Source organism: Streptomyces sp. O3 (assembly GCF_054788135.1).
Map to the genome: position 1 here is coordinate 170,315 of NZ_JBTVYK010000002.1, position 22,420 is coordinate 192,734.

General features: G+C 73.7%; 19 protein-coding genes. 9 read left to right on the forward strand and 10 right to left on the reverse strand.

The features are described from left to right. Window positions 1-29: 29 nt before the first annotated feature. The 4 genes from chvE to ACX6XY_RS02070 form a co-directional block, all read right to left on the reverse strand. Window positions 30-1,157, reverse strand: a complete 1,128-nt coding sequence (gene chvE / locus ACX6XY_RS02055) for a multiple monosaccharide ABC transporter substrate-binding protein (protein ID WP_460325604.1) — start codon at window positions 1,155-1,157, stop codon at window positions 30-32. Beyond that, window positions 1,154-2,161 carry a hypothetical protein gene (locus ACX6XY_RS02060; RefSeq protein ID WP_460325606.1) on the reverse strand — a complete coding sequence of 336 codons (1,008 nt, stop codon included), beginning with the start codon at window positions 2,159-2,161 and terminating at the stop codon, window positions 1,154-1,156. The genes chvE and ACX6XY_RS02060 overlap by 4 nt, the downstream gene beginning before the upstream one ends. Before the next feature lie 225 nt (window positions 2,162-2,386). Further along, the gene (locus tag ACX6XY_RS02065; RefSeq protein ID WP_460325608.1) at window positions 2,387-3,397 is read right to left on the reverse strand and encodes a zinc-dependent alcohol dehydrogenase; all 1,011 of its coding nucleotides are present in this window, start codon (window positions 3,395-3,397) and stop codon (window positions 2,387-2,389) included. Further along, a complete protein-coding gene (locus ACX6XY_RS02070; RefSeq protein ID WP_460325610.1) occupies window positions 3,394-4,548 on the reverse strand; it encodes a mandelate racemase/muconate lactonizing enzyme family protein in 1,155 nt (384 codons plus the stop codon). The genes ACX6XY_RS02065 and ACX6XY_RS02070 overlap by 4 nt, the downstream gene beginning before the upstream one ends. A 222-nt stretch (window positions 4,549-4,770) precedes the next feature. On the opposite strand from ACX6XY_RS02070, the gene ACX6XY_RS02075 reads away from it, so the two are divergent. From ACX6XY_RS02075 to ACX6XY_RS02095, 5 genes are all read left to right on the forward strand, one after another. Further along, on the forward strand, window positions 4,771-5,541 hold the full coding sequence (locus tag ACX6XY_RS02075) for an IclR family transcriptional regulator (RefSeq protein ID WP_460325612.1): 771 nt from the start codon (window positions 4,771-4,773) through the stop codon (window positions 5,539-5,541). Continuing rightward, window positions 5,538-6,470: an SMP-30/gluconolactonase/LRE family protein gene (locus ACX6XY_RS02080; protein ID WP_460325614.1), complete on the forward strand. Its 933-nt coding sequence runs from the start codon at window positions 5,538-5,540 to the stop codon at window positions 6,468-6,470. Before ACX6XY_RS02075 ends, ACX6XY_RS02080 begins: the two co-directional genes overlap by 4 nt. Window positions 6,471-6,507: 37 nt before the next feature. Then, window positions 6,508-7,128, forward strand: coding sequence for a YigZ family protein (locus tag ACX6XY_RS02085; RefSeq protein WP_460325616.1), 621 nt, complete (start codon window positions 6,508-6,510; stop codon window positions 7,126-7,128). 180 nt (window positions 7,129-7,308) lie between these two features. Next, entirely contained in the window at window positions 7,309-8,484 is a 1,176-nt protein-coding gene (locus ACX6XY_RS02090; protein WP_460325618.1) for an exonuclease SbcCD subunit D, read from the forward strand. Then, window positions 8,481-11,480 carry an AAA family ATPase gene (locus tag ACX6XY_RS02095; protein WP_460325620.1) on the forward strand — a complete coding sequence of 1,000 codons (3,000 nt, stop codon included), beginning with the start codon at window positions 8,481-8,483 and terminating at the stop codon, window positions 11,478-11,480. The genes ACX6XY_RS02090 and ACX6XY_RS02095 overlap by 4 nt, the downstream gene beginning before the upstream one ends. Before the next feature lie 34 nt (window positions 11,481-11,514). On the opposite strand, the gene ACX6XY_RS02100 is transcribed toward ACX6XY_RS02095, so the two are convergent. Beyond that, window positions 11,515-11,976 (reverse strand): Lrp/AsnC family transcriptional regulator, encoded by a 462-nt coding sequence (locus ACX6XY_RS02100; protein WP_460325622.1) that lies wholly within the window; start codon window positions 11,974-11,976, stop codon window positions 11,515-11,517. 94 nt (window positions 11,977-12,070) lie between these two features. Between ACX6XY_RS02100 and ACX6XY_RS02105 the strand changes: the two genes are divergently transcribed. After that, the gene (locus tag ACX6XY_RS02105; RefSeq protein ID WP_460325624.1) at window positions 12,071-12,556 is read left to right on the forward strand and encodes a rhodanese-like domain-containing protein; all 486 of its coding nucleotides are present in this window, start codon (window positions 12,071-12,073) and stop codon (window positions 12,554-12,556) included. A 72-nt stretch (window positions 12,557-12,628) separates the two neighbouring features. On the opposite strand, the gene ACX6XY_RS02110 is transcribed toward ACX6XY_RS02105, so the two are convergent. From ACX6XY_RS02110 to ACX6XY_RS02120, 3 genes are all read right to left on the reverse strand, one after another. Next, window positions 12,629-14,380 (reverse strand): DUF885 domain-containing protein, encoded by a 1,752-nt coding sequence (locus tag ACX6XY_RS02110; RefSeq protein ID WP_460325626.1) that lies wholly within the window; start codon window positions 14,378-14,380, stop codon window positions 12,629-12,631. 32 nt (window positions 14,381-14,412) lie between these two features. Beyond that, entirely contained in the window at window positions 14,413-15,876 is a 1,464-nt protein-coding gene (locus ACX6XY_RS02115; RefSeq protein WP_460325628.1) for a GNAT family N-acetyltransferase, read from the reverse strand. 127 nt (window positions 15,877-16,003) lie between these two features. After that, window positions 16,004-17,641, reverse strand: coding sequence for an alkaline phosphatase D family protein (locus ACX6XY_RS02120; RefSeq protein ID WP_460325630.1), 1,638 nt, complete (start codon window positions 17,639-17,641; stop codon window positions 16,004-16,006). Window positions 17,642-17,993: 352 nt separating this feature from the next. Between ACX6XY_RS02120 and ACX6XY_RS02125 the strand changes: the two genes are divergently transcribed. Beyond that, window positions 17,994-18,404 carry a VOC family protein gene (locus ACX6XY_RS02125; RefSeq protein WP_460325632.1) on the forward strand — a complete coding sequence of 137 codons (411 nt, stop codon included), beginning with the start codon at window positions 17,994-17,996 and terminating at the stop codon, window positions 18,402-18,404. A 17-nt stretch (window positions 18,405-18,421) separates the two neighbouring features. On the opposite strand, the gene ACX6XY_RS02130 is transcribed toward ACX6XY_RS02125, so the two are convergent. Next, window positions 18,422-19,261, reverse strand: a complete 840-nt coding sequence (locus ACX6XY_RS02130; RefSeq protein ID WP_460325634.1) for an alpha/beta fold hydrolase — start codon at window positions 19,259-19,261, stop codon at window positions 18,422-18,424. Between the two features lie 82 nt (window positions 19,262-19,343). On the opposite strand from ACX6XY_RS02130, the gene ACX6XY_RS02135 reads away from it, so the two are divergent. Both ACX6XY_RS02135 and ACX6XY_RS02140 read left to right on the forward strand, forming a co-directional pair. Next, window positions 19,344-20,228 carry an RNA polymerase sigma-70 factor gene (locus tag ACX6XY_RS02135; protein ID WP_460325636.1) on the forward strand — a complete coding sequence of 295 codons (885 nt, stop codon included), beginning with the start codon at window positions 19,344-19,346 and terminating at the stop codon, window positions 20,226-20,228. A 218-nt stretch (window positions 20,229-20,446) separates the two neighbouring features. Beyond that, window positions 20,447-21,205 carry a GntR family transcriptional regulator gene (locus ACX6XY_RS02140; protein ID WP_460325638.1) on the forward strand — a complete coding sequence of 253 codons (759 nt, stop codon included), beginning with the start codon at window positions 20,447-20,449 and terminating at the stop codon, window positions 21,203-21,205. Window positions 21,206-21,236: 31 nt separating this feature from the next. Here ACX6XY_RS02140 and ACX6XY_RS02145 read toward each other — a convergent pair whose 3' ends face one another. Next, entirely contained in the window at window positions 21,237-22,394 is a 1,158-nt protein-coding gene (locus ACX6XY_RS02145) for an ROK family protein (RefSeq protein ID WP_460325640.1), read from the reverse strand. Between the last annotated feature and the right edge of the window lie 26 nt (window positions 22,395-22,420).

Genomic DNA, 22,420 nt, shown 5'->3' on the forward strand with positions numbered 1-22,420 from the left:
GCCGTGCCTTTCTGGTCAGGAGCCGTGGGTCACTTGAGGTCGTCGGCCTTGAGGTAGCCGGAGTCGACCAGCTCCCGCTCGTAGTTCGTCTTGTCCACGCCGACCGGCTTCAGCAGAAAGGCCGGGACGACCTTCTTGCCGTTGTCGTACGACTCGGTGTCGTTGATCTCCGGCCGCTCGCCCTTGAGCGCCGCGTCGACCATGTTCACCGCGACCTTGGAGAGCTTGCGGAGGTCCTTGTAGACCGTCATCGTCTGCTGGCCCGCGATGATCGACTTCACCGACGCGACCTCGGCGTCCTGGCCGGTGACGACGGGGAGCGGCTTGCCGTCGCCGCCGTAGTCGTCGGACTTGAGGGCGGACAGGATGCCGATGGAGATGCCGTCGTACGGCGAGAGGACGGCGTCCACCCGCTCCGTGCCGTAGGCCGAGGTCAGCAGGTCGTCCATGCGCTTCTGGGCGGTGCCGCCGTCCCAGCGCAGCGTGGTCACCTGATTGAGGTCGGTCTGGCCCGAGCGGACGACGAGCTGCTTCTTGTCGATATAGGGCTGGAGGACCTTCATGGCGCCGTGGAAGAAATAGCGCGTGTTGTTGTCGTCGTTGGAGCCCGCGAAGAGCTCGATGTTGAACGGGCCCTTCTCGCCGCCGCCCTTCAGGCCGAGCTTCTCGACGATGTAGTCGCCCTGGAGCTCGCCGACCTTCTCGTTGTCGAAGGACGCGTAGTAGTCGACGTTCTCCGTGTTGAGGATCAGGCGGTCATACGAGATGACGGGGATGTCGGCGTCGGCCGCCTGCTGGAGCACATTGCCCAGCGACTTGTTGTCGATGGCCGCCACGACCAGGGCGTCCACGCCCTGCGTGATCAGGTTCTCGATCTGCGAGACCTGCTGGTCCGGGTCGTCCTCGCCGTAGACCAGCTTGGTCCGGTACCCGGCCGCCTTGAGGTCCCTGACGACGTTGTCGCCGTCCGCGATCCACCGCTCGGAGGACTTGGTGGGCATCGCGATCCCCACCGTGGCGTCCTCGGCGTCCTTCTTCTCCCTGCTGCCGCCTTCGCTGTCCTGGCCGCAGGCCGCGAGGGAGAGGCTGAGGGCGAGACCGGCGGCGGCCGTGGCCGCGGCGCGGGTACGGACACGAGTGCGGATGCGCGTGATCATGAGTCCCTCTCGGTCGTGACGGTGAGCAGCTCTTCGGTGAGCACGGGCGGCGGGCCGAACCGGTTCAGCGCGCCGGGGGCACGGGAGCCGAGCGGCGACATGCCGCCGTCGGCGCCGTGCCGGGCCAGCAGGTCGAGGGCGAGACGGCCACGCCGTACGCGCTCGCGGGCGGTGTCGAGCGTGAGATCACGCAGGTGCGCCCCGTACGGGTAGATTCCGGCCGCCCTGGCGAGGCCGAACTTCAGGTACAGCGGGGCCCCGCGCCGGATCAGCTCGGCGATCTCGTACATCCGCACATAGCCGCCGAGGTCGTCCGGGGCCTCCACGTACATGTCCATCGGGGCGGCCGAGATCCGCCGGATCTCGGTGAGATGGGCGAGCGTGAGATCGGAGGGGACGTTCAGCGAGTCCGCGCCGAGCTGCTCGTAGACCGCGTACGAGGCCGGGTTGACCGGGCCGACGAGCGCGGACAGCTTCAGCGTCGTGTCGCCGGGAATGATCCCCTGGACACGGGCGCGGTGCAGCAGCCACAGCACGCCCTCATCGGCGACGAGCAGGCATCTGACGCCCAGCTCCGTGGCGCGCACCGCGTCCTCGACGCACCCGGCGAGCGCGTCGTGGCCGCGGGCGCGCGGTCCGGCGCCGCCCGCGTCGGCGCGCACCGACGCGCCGGTGTCCCAGGTGCCGCGCGGCCCGGTGAACAGGCACAGCTCGATGTCCCGTTCGGCGGTCGACTCGGCCATCTCGGTGATCTCGGCGTCGGACAGCATCCACACGCCGCTGCCCTGGCTGATCCGGTGGACGGGCACATCGAGGCGCGCGCTCTCCTTGAGGACGACGGACACCGCCTCGGGGCCCTCCACCGAGGGGATCTCGGTGCGCCAGACGCCGCCGTCGGGGAAGGAGTGCGGCGAGGCGTCGGCCGCGTCGTGTGCGGGCACGGCGTGGCCCAGACGGGTGAGGGCGTCGACGCCGGGGCGGCGAGGTACTGACGGGGCGGTCACGGAACTCCAATGTTCGAGATATCGGACGCCGTACGAGTCATGGGACGTGCGGCGGCGCGGTACGAGTCATGGGGTGCACGGCGGCGCGGTACGAGTCGGTGGGTGCGCGGCGGCACGGAACGCGTCAGGTCGCCCCGCGCCGCCGTGCGGTCAGGGGGCCGTCGTGTGCGGCCAAGGAGCCCTTGGGACGCGACACGGGTCTAGCGGTCTGACGGGTCTAGCGGTCTAAGGGCGCAGCAGCACCTTTCCGGTCTCGGGGTCGCCGCCGCCGACCAGCGCCACAGCCTCGGCGAACCGCTCCAGCGGGAACTCGTGGGTGATCAGCGGCGCCGGGTCGAGCAGCCCGAGCCCGAAGGCCCTTACCGCGTCCGACCAGGCCGACGAGGAGGCGCCGAAGACGCTGCGGATCTCCAGCTGGCTGAGCGAGAGATGCACCGGATCGATGCCCTGGGCGCCGGGCGTGAACATCCCGGTGAGCACCACCCGGCCGCCCCGGCGGGCCAGCAGACAGGACGCGGCCGCCGTCGACGGCGCCCCGGCGGTCTCCACCACCAGGTCGAAACGGCCGTGCGCCGCCTTGGCGTCCTCGGGGAGCAGGCTTTCGTCCGCCCCGTGCCGCAGGGCCTGTTCGCCGCGCGCGGCCCGTGGGTCGATCGCGCTCAGCTCGGCGGGCGAGACCGCCGCGAGCAGTTGCACCGCGAGCAGCCCGAGGGTGCCCGCGCCGACCACCGCGACCCGCTCGCCGGGCCGGGGCCGGCCGGCCCGTACCGCCGCGGCGATCACGGCGGCCGGTTCCAGCAGGGCGGCGGCCCTCAGGTCCGCGTCGTCGGCCAGCGGGTGCAACAGCCGTGCGGGCACCGTGACATGGTCGGCGAAGGCGCCCGGCTCGGTGAACCCGGTCTCGGCGTAGCCACCGGTGCACAGACTGGTCTCGCCGCAGCGGCACCGCTCGCAGACGCCGCAGGCGCGGAAGCCCTCGGCGACGGTCTTGCGGCCGACGAGCGCGGGGTCGACGCCTTCGCCCACCGCGCGTACCGTCCCGGACCACTCATGGCCCGGTGTGACGGGGTAGCGCACATAGCCGGGGTCGCGGTGGCCGTCGTAGACCTCGCGGTCGCTCCTGCAGACGCCGGCCGCCGCGACCTCGACCAGCACCTCGCCGGGCGCGGGTTCAGGTGCCTCGCGCGTCACCAGGCGGTGGACGCCCGGCCGGTCGACGACCAGGGACCGGCTCATGCGGGCGACCTCCGCTCCCAGCCGTCGGCCCACAGGTCGAACCGGGCCTTCTGCTGCGGGAATTCGGCCGCGGCGTCCACGTCGAACCCGACGCCCAGGCCGGGTGCGTGCGACACCTCGAAGCAGCCCGTGGCGGGGTCGACCTCCGGGGCGCCGGAGACCACCTTCTTGATCTCCGCGTCCGCGAAGTCGTTGAAGTGCTCCAGGACCTTGAAGTTCGGGGTACAGGCGGCGAGTTGCAGCGAGGCCGCGGTGAGCACCGAGCCGCCGACGTTGTGCGGGGCGACCAGCGTGTAGTGCGTCTCGGCGGTCGCCGCGAGCTTGCGGGCCTCCAGGATGCCGCCGATGTGCCCCACGTCGGGCTGGATGACGTCGGCGGCCTGGGACTCGAAGAGCTCCCGGAACTCGATCCGGTCGTGGATGCGCTCGCCGGTGGCGATGGGCGTCTCGACCCGCTCCGCGACCTTGGCCAGGGCCTTGAGGTTCTCCGGCGGCACCGGCTCCTCCAGCCAGGCCGGGCGGAACGGCGCCAGCTCGCGGGCGAGGCGCACCGCCGTGGACGGGCTGAACCGGCCGTGCATCTCCAGCATCAGCTCGGCGTCCGGCCCGATCGCGTCCCGTACGGCCTCGATCAGCGAGACCGCGTACCGGGTGGCCTGGGCGTCGAGTTCGAGGTGCCCGGTACCGAACGGGTCGATCTTCAGCGCCCGGTAGCCGCGCGCCATCACCTCCTGGGCCGCCTCGTGGTACGCCTCCGGGGTGCGCTCGGTGGTGTACCAGCCGTTGGCGTACGCCGGGACCCGGTCGGTCACCTTGCCGCCGAGCAACTGCCACACCGGCACCCCGAGCGCCTTGCCCTTGATGTCCCAGCAGGCCGTCTCGACCACCGCGATCCCCGACATGACGATCTCACCGGCCCGCCCGTAGTCGCCGTACTTCATCCGGCGCACCAGGTCCTCGACGGCGAACGGGTCGGACCCGGCGATGTGGTTCGCCTCCGCCTCGCGGAGATAGCCGACCAGCGCGTCGGTGTGGCCGAGCATGCGGGTCTCGCCGACGCCGGTGAGCCCCTCGTCGGTGTGGACGAGCACATAGGTCAGATTGCGCCAGGGGGTCCCGACGACATGAGTGCTGATTCCCGTGATGCGCACGGCAGTTGCCCCTAGAGTCCGTGAGTCGTTCGAGATTTCGTCACACGTTCGATATGTTGGCGTGACCGTAATCAGCGCCTCCCTGGAGTGTCAATGGGTCGCGCGACAGAGTGTGCGACGGCCGGTCCGCGCGACCCATTGCCCGGTGAACGGGCCGATGGCTAGCCTATGTTCGTCATTCCGGGTGCTGCCCGAAGTCTCGAACGAAAGGGTGTGGCGGGTATGGGACGTCTTGTCCCCGCGGTGACCAGGGCGCTGGACATACTCGAACTGTTCCTCGACGGCGACGGAACCCTCTCCGCGCCGGAGGTCACCCGCAAACTCCAACTCCCGCGCACCACCGTGCACGAGCTGCTCACCACCCTGGCCGCCCGCTCCTATGCGGTGCCCGTACCCGAACAGCCCGGCCGCTACCGCCTCGGCGTCCGCGCCTACCAGTTGGGCAGCCGGTACGCGGAACAGCTCGACCTCGCCGCCGAGGGGCAGCGGGTGGCCCGCGAGGTCGCCGAGACCTGCGACGAGACCGTGCACGTCGCGATCCTGGAGGACGCCGACGTCATCTACATCGCCAAGGTGGACTCCACGCACGCGGTCCGGATGGTCTCGGCCGCGGGCCGCAGACTCCCCGCGCACTGCACATCCGTCGGCAAGATGCTGCTCGCCTCGCTGCCCACGGAGGAACTGGACGCCCGTCTCCGAGGCCGCGAACTGGTCGCGATGACGCCGGGCAGCGTCACCGACCCCGACGCGCTGCGCATCGCGCTGGCCGACGTCCGCGCGCGCGGGATCGCCGTCGAGCACCAGGAGTCCAACCCCGACGTGAGCTGTGTCGCCGCCCCCGTACGCGACAGCGCGGGCCGGGTCGTCGCCGCGCTGTCCATCTCCGTACCGATGATCCGGTGGACCGACGACCGCGAGAGCGAACTCGCCGAACTGGCCGCCAAGGGCGCGTCCGACCTGTCCGTACGGCTCGGCCACCGAGGCGCCAGGTGACGACCGGAGCCGCCGAGCCGCTGAAGGCCGCTGCGCCGCTCAAGGCCGCCGAGCCGCTCAAGGCCGCCGAGCCGCTCAAGGCCGCCGAGCCGGTCGAGGTCGCCGTACGGGAGCGGGCCGCGCTCGGCGAGGGACCCACCTGGGACGCGGCCACGGAGCGACTCATCTGGGTGGACATCCTCGGCTCCCGTGTCCACACCTACACCCCCGCGAGCGGCCGCCGCACCATCATGACCACCGAGCAGCACGTCGGCGCGGCGAAACCGCGCGCGGGCGGCGGCCTGGTCGTCAATCTCCGGGACGGCGTCGGCGCGTACGACCCGGACGGCGCGTTCTCCTGGCTGCGCCACGACCCCGCGCCGGGCCGCCGCGGCAACGACGCGGCCGTCGCCCCGGACGGGGCCCTGTGGGCGGGCACCATGCGTTACGACGAGGCACCCGGCGGCGGCAGCCTGACCCGTATCGCCCCCGGCGGAGCCGCCGCCGAGGTGTTCCCCTCCGTGGCCGTCAGCAACGGCATCGGCTGGAGCCCGGACGGCGCGCTGATGTACTACATCGACAGCCCCACCCGACGCGTCGACGTCTGCCGCGTCGAAGACGGCCTCCCGGCCGACCGGCGCGCCTGGGTGACCATCGAGCCGGGCCAGGGCTTCCCCGACGGCCTGACCGTCGACGCCGACGGCTGTGTCTGGGTCGCCCTCTGGGACGGCGCCCAGCTCCGCCGCTACACCCCGCGCGGCGACCTCGACCGCACGGTCGTCCTCCCGGTGCGCCGCCCCACGGCCTGCGCCTTCGGCGGCCCCGGCCTCCGCGACCTCTACGTCACCACGGCCCGCACCGGCCTCACCCGCCCCCACCCCCTGTCCGGCTCCCTCCTCGTACTCCCGGACACGGGCCAGGGCCTGCCCGGCCCACCCTTCGAGGGCTGACCGCCAGCCCGCCCGCCGCTGCGCATACCCTGGCCCGATGCAGGACGAGTACCGCACCGTAGCCCGTGAGGGCGTGCACGAGACCGAGGCGAGCCGCTCACGCTTCCTGTGCGCGCTCGCGCCCGTCGCCACCGAGCGGGAAGCACAGGACTTCCTCGCGCGCGTCCGCAAGGAGCACCCCACCGCCAGCCACCACTGCTGGGCGTATGTGATCGGTGCCGACGCCTCCGTGCAGAAGGCCAGCGACGACGGCGAACCGGGCGGCACCGCGGGCGCGCCGATGCTGCAGATGCTGCTCCGCCGCGACATGCGGTACGTCGTCGCCGTCGTCACCCGCTACTTCGGCGGGGTCAAGCTCGGCGCGGGCGGCCTCATCCGAGCGTACGGCGGCGCGGTCGGCGAAGCCCTGGACGCCCTCGGCACCCTCACCCGACGCCGCTTCCGGCTGGCCGCGATCACCGTCGACCACCAGCGCGCGGGCAAGCTGCAGAACGACCTGCGGACGGCGGGCCGCGAGGTACGCGACGTCCGCTACGGCGAGGCGGTGACGATCGAGATCGGCCTCCCCGACGCCGACGTCGACACCCTCCGCACCTGGCTCGCCGACGCCACCGCGGGCACCGCGACCCTGGAGCTGGGCGCGGAGGCGTACGGCTAGGGCGTCTCCCCGATCTCCGCGCGGGCCCGCGCCCCCTGGCGCGGCGCCCGGAGCGGAGGTCTGTGAGAGAGCAGGGGCCCACAGGCGCTAGCGTGGTGGGTGCTGACGGTGAGGCTCGGTCCTGGCCGGGTCCGGGGCCGAGCCCACAGGAGGGGAACACATGCGGGTCGGGGTGGCGTCGTGAGGATTCTGCACACATCCGACTGGCATCTGGGCCGGTCCCTGCACCGCGTGAGCCTGCTCGACGCGCAGGCCGCCTTCATCGACCGCCTCGTGACGACCGCACGCGAGGAACACGTCGACGCGGTCGTCGTCGCCGGGGACGTCTACGACCGGGCCGTGCCGCCGCTGGCCGCGGTGGAGCTCTTCGACCAGGCCCTGCACCGGCTCGCCGACCTCGGCGTACCCACGGTGATGATCTCCGGGAACCACGACTCGGCCCGACGGCTCGGAGTCGGCGCCGGACTGATCGGCCAGGCGGGCATCCACCTGCGCACCGACCCCGCCCGCTGCGCCGACCCCGTGCTGCTCGCCGACCAGCACGGCGAGGTGGCCTTCTACGGGCTGCCGTACCTGGAGCCCACCCTGGTCAAGGGCGCCTTCCAGCTGGACGAGGGCGGCCACCAGGCCGTGCTCGGCGCCGCGATGGACCGGGTACGCGCCGATCTCGCGCGGCGGCCGCGCGGCACCAGATCGGTGGTGCTCGCGCACGCCTTCGTGACCGGCGGCGCGCCCAGCGACAGCGAGCGGGACATCACCGTCGGCGGCGTCGACTCCGTACCCGCCGCGGTCTTCGGCGGCGTCGACTACGCGGCGCTCGGGCATCTGCACGGCAGCCAGACCGTCTCCGAGCGGGTCCGCTACTCCGGGTCCCCGCTCGCGTACTCCTTCTCCGAGGAACGCCACCGCAAGAGCATGTGGCTGATCGACCTCGGACCCGGCGGCGAGGTCCGCGCCGAACGCGTCGACTGCCCGGTGCCCCGCCCGCTGGCCCGGATCTCCGGCACCCTGGACGACCTCCTCACCGAGCCGAAGTGGCACAGCGCGACCCACGCCTGGGTGGAGGCGACGCTCACCGACCCGGTGCGCCCCGCCGAGCCCATGGCCCGGCTCGCCGAACGCTTCCCGCACGTGCTGAGCCTCGTCTTCGCACCCGACGAGCCCGAGACCTACGGCGCCGACCCGGCCGCCTCGTACGCCCAGCGCCTCAAGGGGCGCTCCGAACAGCAGATCGCCGAGGACTTCGTGGCCCATGTACGCGGCGGCAGCGGACCCGACGCGGACGAACGCGCCGTGCTGCGGGACGCGTTCGACGCCGCCCAGGCCCTGGACACCCAGCGCGAGGCGGCCCGATGAGACTGCACCGGCTGCACATCACCGCCTTCGGCCCCTTCGGCGGCAGCCAGCGGGTCGACTTCGACGCCCTGTCCCAGGCCGGGATCTTCCTGCTGCACGGCCCGACCGGCGCGGGCAAGACCTCCGTCCTGGACGCCGTCTGCTACGCCCTGTACGGCTCGCTGCCCGGCTCCCGGCAGCACCAGTCCGCCACCTTGCGCAGCGACCACGCCGCACCCGCGACCCGCACCGAGGTATGTCTTGAGCTGACCGTCGCCGGACGCCGCCTGGAGATCACCCGGCAGCCGCCGTGGGAGCGCCCCAAGAAACGCGGCACCGGCACCACCACCGACAAGGCCCAGTCCTGGCTGCGCGAGTACGACGCCGAGACCGGCGCCTGGCGGGCCCTCAGCCGCTCCCACCAGGAGATCGGCGAGGAGATCAACCAGCTGCTCGGCATGAGCAAGGACCAGTTCTGCCAGGTCGTCCTGCTCCCGCAAGGCGACTTCGCGCGCTTTCTGCGCGCCGACGCGGAGGCCCGCGGCAAGCTGCTCGGCAGACTCTTCGACACCCGCCGCTTCGCCGCCGTAGAAGACCGCCTCGCCGAACGCAGACGCGGCACGGACGCCGAGGTACGCGCCGGAGACGACCGGCTGCTGGCCATCGCGCACCGCATGCAGCAGGCCGCGGGCGACGTCGCTGACCTGCCGCTGCCCGATGTGACGCCCGGCGAACCGGGCCTCACCGGCGCCCTCCTCACCTGGGCGGCGGTGGCCCGAAGCGGCGCACGGGAGCGCCAGGACATCGCCCGCGCGGCGGTGGCCGCCGCCAGGTCCGCCCACGCGGCGGCCCGCCGCGCGCTCGACGGCACCATCGAGACCCACCGGCTCCAGCGCCGGTTCGCCGAGGCCCGCGCGGCCGCGGACCGCCTCGCCGCGCGCGCCGACGAGCAACGCCAGTGGCAGCGGCGCCTCGACCGCGCGCGCCACGCCGAATCCGTCACCCCCGCGCTCGCCCTGCGCGCCGGCGCCGAGACGGAACACCGCCGCGCGACCGCCGCCGAAGACTCCGCCCGCGCCGCCCTGCCCGAACCTCTCGCCGGCGCCGGGGCGCCGGGACTCGCCGCGGCCGCCCGCCGCCTGCTCGAAGAGCTCGGCGGCCTGGACTCCGCCCGCCGCGCCGAACACCGCCTCGGCGAACTCACCGCGGAACGCGCGGACATCGAGCGCCAGCAGCACGCCGACGACGAGGCGCTCCAGGAGGCGGCGGACTGGCTCGACGGCTGGGACGCCACCCGCCACACCCTGCGCGGACACGTCGAGTCGGCGCAGGAAGCCGCGACCCGAGCCGAACACCTCGCGGGCCAGCTGGAGCCCGCCCAGGCCCGCTGGGAAGCCGCCCGCCGCCGCGACAGCCTGGCCGAACAGACGACGGCGGCCCAAGGCCGTGCCCTGGCCGCCCGAGAACACGCCGCCACCGCACACGAACACTGGCTCACCCTCAAGGAGCGGCGGCTGCGCGGCATCGCCGCCGAACTCGCCGAAGGCCTCGCCGACGGCGCGCCCTGCCCGGTGTGCGGCGCCGCCGAACACCCCGCCCCCGCCCGCAAGATCGCCGACCACGTCGACCGCCCGGCCGAAGAGGCCGCACTCACCGCGTACCAGCACGCCGACGACCAGCGCGCCGCCGCCGAGCGGGCCCTGGGCGACGTACGCGAATCCCTGGCCGCGGCCACGGCGGCGGCAGGCGACACGCCGACCCCGCGACTGGCCGCGTCCGTCCAGGAGCTGCGGCAGGAATACACCGCGGCCCGCGAGCACGCGGCCGGGCTGCACGCGGCCCGCGAGGCACTCGCCCGCGCCGAGGCCGAACACGACCGCCGACGCACCGCCCAGCAGCGGGCGGTCACCCGCACCGCGTCACGCGGCGCGCAGCGCGACGCCCTGGACCGGGAACAGGCCACGCTCGAAGCGGAGTTGCGGCAGGCCCGCGGCACCGCGCCCAGCGTCGCCGCCCGCGCCGCCGACCTCGAACGGCGGGCCGCCCAGCTCACCGCCGCCGCCGACGCCGTACGCACCGCCGCCGACACCGCCCAGCGCCTCAAGGAAGCCGACGCCCGGCTCGCCGACGCCGCCTTCCGCGCCGGGTTCAGCACCCCCGACGAAGCGGCCGCCGCCGCGCTCGACGACGCCCAGCACCGCGAGCTCCAACACCGTCTCGACGCCCGCCGGCAGGAGGAGGCCGCAGTACGCGCCGCACTCGCCGATCCGGACACGGCCGCCGCCGCGCGGCTCCCCGCGGCCGACCCCGACGCGGCCCGCCGCGCCGCCGACGCCGCCGAACACCGGCTGCGCCAAGCCGACTTGGCGTGCGAGACGGCCGACACCCGCTGCGCCGAACTCGACCGCCTCTCGGACCGGGCCGCCGCCGAGGCCCGTGACCTCGCCCCGCTGCGCGCCGCGTACGACCGGGTCGCCCGCCTGGCCGCCCTCGCCGCGGGCACCTCCGCGGACAACGCCCGCAAGATGCGCCTGGAGTCCTACGTACTCGCCGCCCGCCTGGAGCAGGTCGCCGCGGCGGCCACCGTACGACTGGCCCGCATGTCGGCGGGCCGCTACACCCTCGTCCACTCCGACGACCGCACCGGCCGGGGCCGTTCAGGCCTGGGGCTGCACGTCGTCGACGCCTGGACCGGCCGCGAGCGGGACACCGCCACCCTCTCCGGCGGCGAGACCTTCTTCGCCTCGCTCGCGCTCGCCTTGGGCCTCGCCGACGTCGTCACCGACGAGGCGGGCGGCGTACGCCTGGACACCCTCTTCATCGACGAGGGCTTCGGCAGCCTCGACGACCAGACCCTGGACGAGGTACTCGACGTCCTGGACTCCCTGCGCGAACGCGACCGCAGCGTCGGCATCGTCAGCCACGTACCCGACCTGCGCCGCCGGATCCACGCCCAACTGGAGGTCCTCAAGGACCGCGCGGGCTCCACCGTGCGCCAACGCGCCTTTAGCCCCTAGCCTTCGCTGAACCGCCGACCGCCGACCGCCGACGCTAACCGCCGACGGCCGCCTCCCGGAAGGCGCGCCGGGACAGAGGCGAGGAGTAGACGACGCTGGTCGTGACCGACCCCAGGGTGCCGATCTTCCCGGACACCTCCTCCAGATGCCGCATCGAGCGCACCGCGACCTTGATGACGAAACAGTCGTCACCGGTCACATGGTGCGCCTCCAGAATCTCCGGCGTCGCGTCCACGAGTTCGTGGAACGGCTTGTAGTTCCCGTTCGGGTACCGGAGCCGCACGAACGCGAGGATCGGCAGCCCCAGCCGCTCCGGGGCGACCACCGCGGTGTACCCCTCGATGACTCCGGCGTCCTCCAGGCGGCGCACCCGCTCGGTCACGGCGCTCGGCGACATCGACACGGCACGGGCGAGCTCCGTGAAGCTGGCCCGCCCGTCGCGCTGGAGAGCGTCAAGGATGCGCCAGTCCGTGGCGTCCGGTGAATACTCGGTCATTCCCGAGAGCTAACAGGGGTTTCCCCGGCGAATCAAGAGGAAGACCGGGGATGAGCCGTTCACCTCACGCCGCATCGGCCATAGATTCTTAGCCATGAACATGCAGCTCAGCGCCCCCGTGAACTCCGTGCTCCGCGTCGCCCCGGCCGCGCCCGAAGCGGCCGCCGCCTACTTCGCCGCCTCCCTGGCCTTCCACGCCGACGTCTCCGACGTCGCCTCGGCACTCGCGGCCGACGCCGACCCCGGCTTCGTCGTCCTGGACTCCCGCTCCACCGAGTGCTGGGACCAGGGCCACATCCCCGGCGCCGTCCACCTGCCCACGGCCCTGATCCCGGAGCAGGCCGAGGCGCTGCTCGACAAGTCCGTCCCCGTCGTCACCTACTGCTGGGGCCCCGGCTGCAACGGCGCGACCCGCGCGGCGCTCGCCCTCGCCCAACTCGGCTACCAGGTCAAGGAGATGCTCGGCGGGTTCGAGTACTGGGTGCGGGAGGGATTCGCGTACGAGACCTGGCAGGGCCGGACCCAGCCCACCGCGGACCCCCTGACCGCACCGGTCACCGGGGACGACTGCGGCTGCTGAAGCCGTCGGCGGAGTGCGCGCACACACCCGCTGTGCGCGCACTCCGCGCGCACAGCGGGCCCCCGACGGGCGTCAGAGCGCGGACAGCTCGGCCACCAGATCGTCCAGCCCCAGCGACCCCTGCGACAGCGCCGCCATGTGCCACGCCTTGAGGTCGAAGCCGTCCCCGTGCGCCCGGCGCGCGTTCTCGCGCCCCAGGAGCCAGGCCCGTTCGCCCAGCTTGTAGCCGATGGCCTGGCCGGGCACCGACAGATAGCGGGTCAGCTCGCTCTCCACGAAACCCGCGGGCCGCCCGCTGTGCGTCCCGAAGAACTCCTGGGCCAGTTCGGGAGTCCACCGCTCGCCCGGATGGAAGGGCGAGTCGGCCGGGATCTCCAGCTCCAGGTGCGTGCCGATGTCCACGATCACCCGCGTCGCGCGCATCATCTGCGCGTCCAGATAGCCGAGCCTGCGCTCCGCGTCGGTGAGGAAGCCCAGCTCGTCCATCAGCCGTTCCGCGTACAGCGCCCAGCCCTCGGCGTTGGCGCTGACCATGCCGACCGAGGCCTGGTAGCGGGACAGGTTCTCGGCGACGTGCGCCCACTGCGCCAGCTGGAGATGGTGGCCGGGCACGCCCTCGTGGTACCAGGTGGACACCAGGTCGTACACCGGGAAGCGGGTCTCGCCCATCGTCGGCAGCCAGGTGCGGCCCGGACGGGAGAAGTCCTCCGACGGCGCGGTGTAGTACGGGGCCGCCGCACCGCCCGGCGGGGCGATGTGGGACTCCACCCGCCGTACCCGCTCGGCGAGCTCGAAGTGGGTGCCGTCCAGGGCCTCGATCGCCTCGTCCATCAGGCCCTGGAGCCAGGCCCGCACCTCGTCCTCGCCCTCGATATGGGTGCCGTGCTCGTCGAGATGGGCCAGGGCCTCCCACGGCGTGGCCGCGCCGGGCAGCACCTTCTCGGCCTCGGTCCGCATCTCGCCGAGGACGCGGTGGTACTCGGACCAGCCGTACGCGTACGCCTCGTCCAGGTCGAGGTCGGTGCCGTTGAAGTACCGCGACCAGACGCGGTAGCGGTCCCGGCCCACCGTGTCGGGGGAGTCCGCGACGGCGGGCGCGTACACCTCGCGCATCCAGTCCCGCAGCGCCGCCACGGCACGGGTGGCTCCGGCCGCCGCGGCCGAGAGCTCCGCGCGCAGCGCCTCGGGCCCGTCCGCGGCGAACGCGTCGAACCAGCCGCGCCCCGCGTCCGCGCCGCCCTCGCCGTCCGTACCCGAGCTGTCCGTACCCGACCCGTCCGTACCCGAGCCGCCCGCCCACTCGGTGAGCTGTTCGATGAACGTGGCCGTCGCCCGAGGGCCGCCGTGCCGCTTGCGCTCAAGCCCCAGCGCGAGGGTCTCGCGGTGCTGCTCCAGCGCGCCGGGCACCGCGCGCAGCCGCTCGGCGACGGCCGCCCAGTCCGCGTCGGTCTCGGTCGGCGTGAGCGTGAAGACCTCCCGCACCTCGTGCACACGGGACATGAGGTTGCTGACGACGCTGAGATGCTCGTCCGCCTCGTACAGCCCGAGCTCCGCGGTCAGCCGCTCCCGCAGCAGCCGGGCGCACCGCCGCTCGTGGTCCCCGTCCCCGCCGGGCGCGCGCTCGGCGACGGCCAGCCGCTCCAGTGTCGTACGGGCCAGCTCCGCCCGGACCTCGTAACCGGCGGGGGAGAGGTCGGGCAGTCGCGAGGAGCTCTCCGGCACACCGAGATAGGTGCCGATGATCGGGTCGAGGGCGATCAGGTCGTCAACGTAGGCGTCGGCGATCTGGCGGGGCAGCGGACTCATCGTCGTGTCAGCAGGCATGCGGACATCCTCGTACGTCGGCACCGGTCACGTCACACGTTTTGCGCGGTGCGCTGATCGGGTTCGCTGCGGGCGCCGTCCAGCCGGGCGGTGATGACCAGGGTGCCCTCCTCGACCTGGTAGTCGAGCGGGAGCCCGAGCCCGCGCATCGCGGCGACCATCCCGGTGTTGGACGCCTTGGTGACCGCGTACACGCTGTCGCAGCCCCCCTCCGCGCCCAGAGCCGCCAGACGGCCGAGCAGTTCGGCGCCGATGCCACGGCGCTGCCAGGCGTCCTCGACGAGCAGCGCGACCTCGGTCTCGTCGCCGTCCCACAGCAGATGCCCCAGGGCGACCAGCCGCCCGGACGCGGTCCAGGCGGCGAGGGTGCGGCCGAAGCGGGGGCTGAGCAGGTGGTTCAGATAGCGGTCGGCGTCACCCGATGGCCCGTGGTAGCGCATGGTCAGGGTGGATGTGGAGCAGCGCTCGTGCATCGCCTTGGCGGCCGTGAGGTCCGTGGTGTCGGCACGGCGTACGGTGATGTCGTTGCCCGCCGGGAGGGTGAGCACGTCCTGGCCGCGCGGGACCCGCGGACCGAGCCGGGCGTCCAGCTCGACCAGCGCACGGGCGCGGGCGAACTCGGTGGGGGTGAAGGCGAGGTGCGGCCGCTCCACGGTGATCGACCCGCCCGCGGGGTCGCGCAGCCGCATCAGGGTCCCTTCGTGCGCCCCCTCGACGGGGGTCAGCCCGACGGTGGCGCGCGCCCCGGTCGGCGAGCTGGCGGGCAGCGACCTGATGGTGCAGCGGCCGAGCAGCTGGCGCAGCGCCAGCGGGAGTTCGGCCGTGTCCAGGGCCGTGCGGGCGGCGAGGGCGAGTATGCGCGTGGGCGCGTCGACCAGGTCGTGGGCGTCAGCCCGCTCGATCCAGGTGTCCGCGCCGCCCGCGCCCGCCACGACACGGGTCAGCTCCGCGGCCGCGCGCTCATCGGGTGCGCGCAGCAGGAACTCGTCGACCGTCCCCTGGGCCAGCGGGTGGGTCTGCAGGCTCAGGATGTCCACGCCGACGCGGGCCAGCGCGGCGCACAGGGCGGCCAGCGATCCCGGCTGGTCGCGCACCGTGGTGCGCATCCGCCACAGCGTGGTGGCGGACGGGGCGACGACGCCGGTGGCAGCGGTGCCGGTGGCGGTGGCGATGGTGCCGGTGGGCGAGGCGGCGGGTCCCTGCTCGCCCGGCGCGGTCCCCGCGGTGGGCGGGGCGCCGGTATCGGTATCCGCGGCCGGCGGGGCATGGCCGTGCCGCCGCGCCCACCAGACGTGGAACGCGGCCGTGGCGACCAGCGCCACGGCCGACGCCACCAGCAGCACCGGCCCGTCGGGTCCGCTGACGACGGTCTTGGCGAGGGTGTCCGCCACCACGACGGCGGTGAACAGGGCGGCCAGTTCGACGGTGTCCCGCCGCCAGTGGTGCTGTCGGCGGCGGGCCCGCTTCGCTGTGGTCGGGTCAGTCTTGTCAGCCATGCACCGCACCCTGCCGGACCGGTGTTGCGTGATCACGAACGCCTTGTGACTGCACGGTTAAGTCGGCATCTGCCCTATTTGCCGACTTCGTTGATCCCGCGACGACCCGTCGGCCACGCCGGGGACGCTACTGCCCGACCCGCCCCGGCTGGAGGACCTTCGTGAACAGCACCGCGTCGCCCTCCTCGCGCAGCCGCACCGTCAACTCGCCGCTGCCCGCGTCGATCTCGACCTCGCCGAACAACTGCGGGGCCTCGGCGGGCGAGACGTTCGCCCGCGTCGGCGCCTTCAGGAAGCGGCGCTCGGGGCCGAAGGTGCCGTCCAGGCGCGCGGCGGGGAAGCCGCCCGCGGCCAGCGGCCCGGTCACGAACTCCCAGAACGGCGCGAAGTCCCCGAACGCCGCCCGCGACGGGTCGTAGTGCTGCGCCGACGTGTGGTGCACATCCGCGGTCAGCCAGACTGTGCCGGTGATCCGCCGGTGCTTGATGTGCCGGAGTACGTCGGCGATCTGGAGCTCGCGGCCGAGCGGACGGCCCGGATCGCCCTGCGCGACCGCCTCGAAGTCCCGCGGTCCGTCGGCGACGACCAGACCGAGCGGCATATCCGACGCGATCACCTTCCACACGGCGCGTGAGCGCGACAACTCCCGCTTCAGCCAGGTCGCCTGCCGCTCGCCGAGCACGCCGGCCGGGTCGTGCTCGGCCAGGCCGGGGGAGTTGGCGTTGCGGTAGGTGCGCATGTCCAGGACGAAGACGTCCAGCAGCGGCCCGTGCCGCAGCACCCGGTACACCCGCCCGTCGCCCCGACGGCCGCCGTGCGGGCCGGAGCCGCGGGCCGGGTCGAGCGTGGAGACCGGGAAGTACTCCGAGAACGCCCGCCGCGCCCGCGCCGCGAGCACGTCCACACGCTTCTCGGTGTACCGGGCGTCGTCCAGGATCTCGCCGGGATACCAGTTGTTGAGCACCTCGTGGTCGTCCCACTGGACGACGACCGGCACCTGCGCGTTGAACTCCCGCAGGTTCGCGTCGAGCAGGTTGTACCGGAAGTTCCCCCGGAACTCCGCGAGGGTCTCGGCGACCTTCGACTTCTCCTCGGTGGTGACGTTCCGCCACACCCGCCCGTCCGGCAGGGTCACGCGGGACGGGATCGGCCCGTCCGCGTAGATCGTGTCACCGCTGCACAGGAAGAAGTCCGGGTCCAGGCGGCGCATTTCGTCGAAGACCCGGTAGCCGCCGCGGTCGGGGTTGATGCCCCAGCCCTGCCCGGCGATGTCCCCCGACCAGACGAACCGCACCCCACCGCCATCGCCACCGCCGCCGTGGCCGCCGCGACGCCGGACCGGAGCCGTGCGGAAGGCGCCCGCCACCGGCTCGCCGGTGCGCCGCGGGTCGTCGGGGTCGGCGAGCAGCACCCGGTAGTGGACCTGCGTGCCCGGCGGCAGCCCGCGCAGCCGGGTCGTTCCGGTGAAGTCCGTGCCGGGGCCGAGCAGCGGCCCGGGCCAGCGGACCGGGGCGCGGAACGACTCGGTGGCCGAGGTCTCCACGATCATCCGCGCGGGGCGGTCGGCGCGTACCCACACCAGGCCCGAGCGCGCCGTCATATCACCGGCCTGTACTCCCCAGGCGGCCCGCGGCCGTCCAGATCGGGCGAACGCGGGAGCCGCCCCGCCGAGCGCGGGCAGGGCGAGAGCGGTGGACGCGGCGGTGAGGGAGCCGCGCAGCACCGCGCGGCGGCCCGGAGCCGGGGCCGGGTGACCTGATGACATCGATGCGCCTCCAGTGACGGGTGCGACGGACGCGAAGGTGTACGGACGCGAGGTACGGACAGGGCGGCTGCACGGACGCGGCAGGTGGGCGCCGCCGCGTCCGGTGCCACATCTAGCGGGGCCCCGCGGCCCCCGCGCGAATCCCAAGTGAACAGCCGCCCACGGCGGCGAGGAACCAGGCGCGCGGCCCGGCAGCCCGGCCGCGCACACGTTCCCGTCGGGTACGGGGTCCCCGGTCGTACGTCGGAGGCCCCACCGGCGGGGGGTCGTACGGCCGATCCCGTACGACCGCCCCGCGCCTACGGTGGAACACGCCGCCCCGCGACCGCCGAACACCGAAGGAGCCGCCCGCGTGCCCGCCAACGGTCAGAGCCACATCCGGATCGCCCGCCCGTCCCGCGACCTGGCCGCGGCCGAGCGCTTCTTCGTCCAGGGCCTCGGACTCAGCGTGCTCTACCGCGCCGAAGGCGGCGACGCGGCCGGCGAGCACGACCTGCTGATGCTGGGCTGGCCGGACGCCGCCTGGCACATCGAACTCGTCCACGCGCCGGACGCGCCCGTCGGGCCGCGCCCCACCGACGAGGACCTCCTGGTCGTCTACCTCGACGAGCCGGTCCCCGACGAACTGACCGCCCGCCTGGAGCGGCACGGCGGCCAGCGGGTCGTCTCGCCCAACCCCTACTGGAACGCGTGGGGCGTCACCGTCGAGGACCCGGACGGATACCGCCTGGTGCTCTGCACCCGCGCGTGGTCCAACTCCTGAGCACGCCCTAGACCCCGTCAGCGGCTGGTGTCGAGGATGACACGGGCCACCCGCGCGGGGTCGTCGTTCATCGGCACATGACCGCACCCCGGCAGCCGCACCAGCCGGGCGCCCGGCATGGTGTGCTTGGCCCGCACGCCCTGACGGCGCGGCAGCAGCAGGTCCCGAGTGCCCCAGGCCACGGTGACCGGGACGCCGGACGCCGCGGGCACGTCGTCGGCATAGAACACGTCCCGTCCCGCGGCGAGCGTCTCATGGAAACCGGTGGCCCCCCGCAGCGCGAGCGTCTCCGCGACGACGGCCTCGGGCGAACGGCGGCCGGGCCTGGCGTAGATCGTGCTGGTCAGCGCCGCCCGCCCGGCCGCCGACCGGGACAGCCGCTCGATCGCGGGCAGCGGCAGCCGCAGCGCCCCCTGCCGCATCGCCCCGAGCACCCCGAACGCGTACCGCTGCTCGCCCTTCGACCAGAAGCCGGCGGGAGACAGCGCGGTGACCGACCGTACGAGCTTCTCGCGGCCCAACTCCAGGGCCAGCAGCCCGCCCAGCGAGTTCCCGGCCACATGCGGGCGCCTGACACCCAGTTCCGCGCACAGCGCCCCGAGCGCGGACACCACGGTCGGCAGGTCGTACGGGACTCCGTCGGGCAGAGCGGGGGACGCGCCGAATCCGGGCAGGTCCACGGCGATCACCTCGCGCTCCGCGGCCAGGATCCCCAGCACCGGCTCCCAGGCCTGCCAGTGATGCCCGATGCCGTGCAGCAGGAGCAACGGCTCGCCCGCGCCCGCGCGGCGGTAGGCGACGCGGACGCTCCGGGGGCCGTTCGGAGTCTCGATGCGGAAGGAGACGGTGGCGGACATGGCGCTCCTCGTCGTGGATGCGGGTCTGGTAGACAGCTTGTCAGCAACGCCTACCCTTCGGTAGCCCTGATTAGATGGAAGTGTGCCGACGAACTCCGCGACAGACGTCTTTGAAGCGCACCGATCCGTCCTGACCGGGGTCGCCTACCGCATGCTCGGCCGCGTCAGCGACGCCGAGGACGTCGTACAGGAGGCCTGGCTGCGCTGGGCGTCCGTGGACCGCGAGAAGATCAGACGGGAACGGGCGTATCTGATCCGGATCACCACCCGCCTCGCGATCGACCGGCTGCGCCAGCTCGACGCCAGGCGCGAGGCCTATGTGGGGCCCTGGCTGCCCGAACCGCTGCTCACCGACTTCGGGCCCACCGTGCCCGACGCCGCGGAACGGGCCGTGCTGGCCGACTCGGTGTCACTCGCCGTCCTGGTCGTCCTGGAGTCGCTGTCGCCGCTGGAGCGCGCGGTGTTCGTACTCCGCGAGGCCTTCGGCTTCCCCTTCTCCGAGATCGCCGCGACGCTGGAGCGCAGCGAGCCCGCTGTGCGCCAGCTCGCCGGGCGGGCCCGCAGACACGTCGACGCACGCACACCGCGGTACGCGGTGGACGCGGCCGAGTGCCGCGACCTGACCGAACGCTTCCTCGCCGCGGCCACCGGCGGCGACCTCGACGGGCTGCTGTCCCTCCTCGCGCCGGGCGTACGGCTCGTCGGGGACAGCGACGGCAAGGCCAAGGCCCCGCTGCGCGTCATCGAGACGGCCGACAAGGTGGCCCGCTTCCTCATCGGGGCCGCGCGCCAGCCGGTCGACGACGTCGCGTTCCGCTACGTCGAGGCGAACGGCCGCCCCGCCCTGCTGGTGCTCTCCGGGGGCAGGCCGGACACAGTGTTCCAGCTGGAGACAGCCGACGGACACATCCAGTGCGTCTACCTCATCCGCAACCCCGACAAGCTGACCTCGCTCGCCGCGCGCTGAGTCACCCGAGTCACCCGAGTCACCGGAACGCGGGGCCCGTCCAGGCGGACGGGCCCCGCGCGCGTCCGCGTACCAGGCCGACCGCACACCGTGACGGGCGGCTGATTGGTCTTGACCAAGGGTGAGCGTGGCCCTATCGTCGCAGAGATAGTGAGGAACCTTTAATAAACAAGGGCGGGAAAAGCGTCCGGGGTTCCTGGGGACGGTGGAGGAACAGGGTGGGGACCACACAGCTCGAAACGGTGCCGGAGCCTAAGTACCAGCACCTCAAGACCGTGCTCAGCGAGGCGCTCGACTCCGAGTTCGCCGTGGGCGAGATCCTGCCCAACGAACGTGACCTCGCGGCCCGCTTCGGCGTCGCCAGGGCCACCCTCCGGCAGGCGCTGGAGCAGCTGGAACTCGAAGGACGGCTGCAGCGCCGCCGCGGCGTCGGCACCACGGTCGCCCCGCCCCGAGTCGGCGTGTCCGTGGGCTCGACGGCGCAGAGCTGGCCGGGCGTGTCCGACCCCGCCTGGGCACTCGCCGACGCCGGGCGCGAGGTGCCGCCCGCGGCCGTGTCCCGCCACCTGGGCACCGGCCGGGACGAGCCCGTACACGTGGTGCGCCGACTGCGGGTCAGCGCGGGACAGCCCGTCGCCGCCGAACTGCTGTACGTTCCCGCCGCGTCCGTGCCCGGCCTGGCCGCCCCGGCCGCGCCCGCCGGCGCCGCTCGCGCGGCCGTCGTGCTGCGCGAGCTCCAAGGCCTGCGCCTGGAGGGCGAGGACCGCGCCGTCGAACTGGGCTCGGCGCGCTCGGACGACGCCAAGCAGCTCGACCGGCTGCCCGGCGCTCCCGTCCTGGTCGTCACCACCCGGTACTTCGCCGGGGGCCGCACCGCCGCGGTCTCCGTCGCCACCTACCGCGCCGACACCTGCCGCCTCACCTTCGGCGACACCGGCGCCATCGAAGTCCAGCAGCCCCGCGTCGGCCAGATGTGACACGTATGAGGTCGGCGGCCCGCCGCACCGCTCAGCGGCGGGCCGTCACCGTACGCTCCACCGCGAACAGCCCCTCCTCGACGTGGTCCAGAGCCAGCCGCAGCGCCCCCGTCGCCACGGCCGCCTCACCGAGCACGGAGAGCGCCACCCGCGGCGGCCGCAGGCAGTAGCGCGCCAACTCGCGGCGCAGCGGTTCCAGCACGCCGTCCAGGCCGGCCGCCCAGCCGCCGATCACGACCAGCTCCGGGTCCAGGGCCAGAGCCAGGGCCGCCACATCGTGCACCAGCCGCTGGATGAACCGCTCGACGGCGGCGGCGGCCCGCCCGTCGCCCCGCCGGGCGAGCGCGAAGACCTCCGTGACCGCCTGCTCGTCCAGCGGGTGCAGCGGCTCGTCCGTGGTGGACAGCAGGGATTCAGGAGTCACCTCACGGCCCAGCAGGTGCAGCGCGCCGATCTCGCCCGCCGCGCCGCCGTACCCGCGGTGCAGCCGCCCGCCGATCAGCGCCCCCGCTCCGGGACTGAGCCCGGCCAGCACGAACACCACGTCGTCGGACTCGGTCGCCGCGCCCTTGAAGTGCTCCGCCACCGCGGCGGCGTTGGCGTCGTTCTCCACCAGCACCGGACACCTGAAGGACCGCCGCAGCCGCTCCCCGAGCGGGAGGCCGGTCCAGCCGGGGAGCGCCGTGCTCAGCCGTACCGTCCCGTCGCTCTCCACGATGCCGGGGGTGCCCACACCGACGGCCCGCAGCGAACCACGGGCGATCCCGGCGCGCCGCAGCAGATCCGCCACGGTGGCCCGCAGCCGGTCGAGCCGCTCGTCGGCCTCCGCCGCCTCGGCCACGGTCTTCTGCCCGGTGCCGATCACCCGGCCGTCCAGATCGGACAGGACCGCGGCGACCCGGTGCGGGCCGATCTCCAGACCCAGCAGATGACCCGCCTCGGCCCGGAAGCGGAACCTGCGGGCCGGTCGCCCCTGGCGTCGGGCCGCGCCCTCGTCGGCCGGGACCTCCACGACGAGCCCGGCCTCGACCAGCCCCTCCACGACGCCCTCGACCGTGGGCCGGGACAGCCCGGTGACGCCGGTGACCTCGGTGAGGTTCGCCGAATCCGTGCCGCGCAACGCGTGCAGCACCACCGCCGAGTTGATCCTCCGCAGCAGCGACGGGTCCTTGCCGGTCAGCCGCCCCACCGTCCGTCCTCCCAGGTCATCCGAGC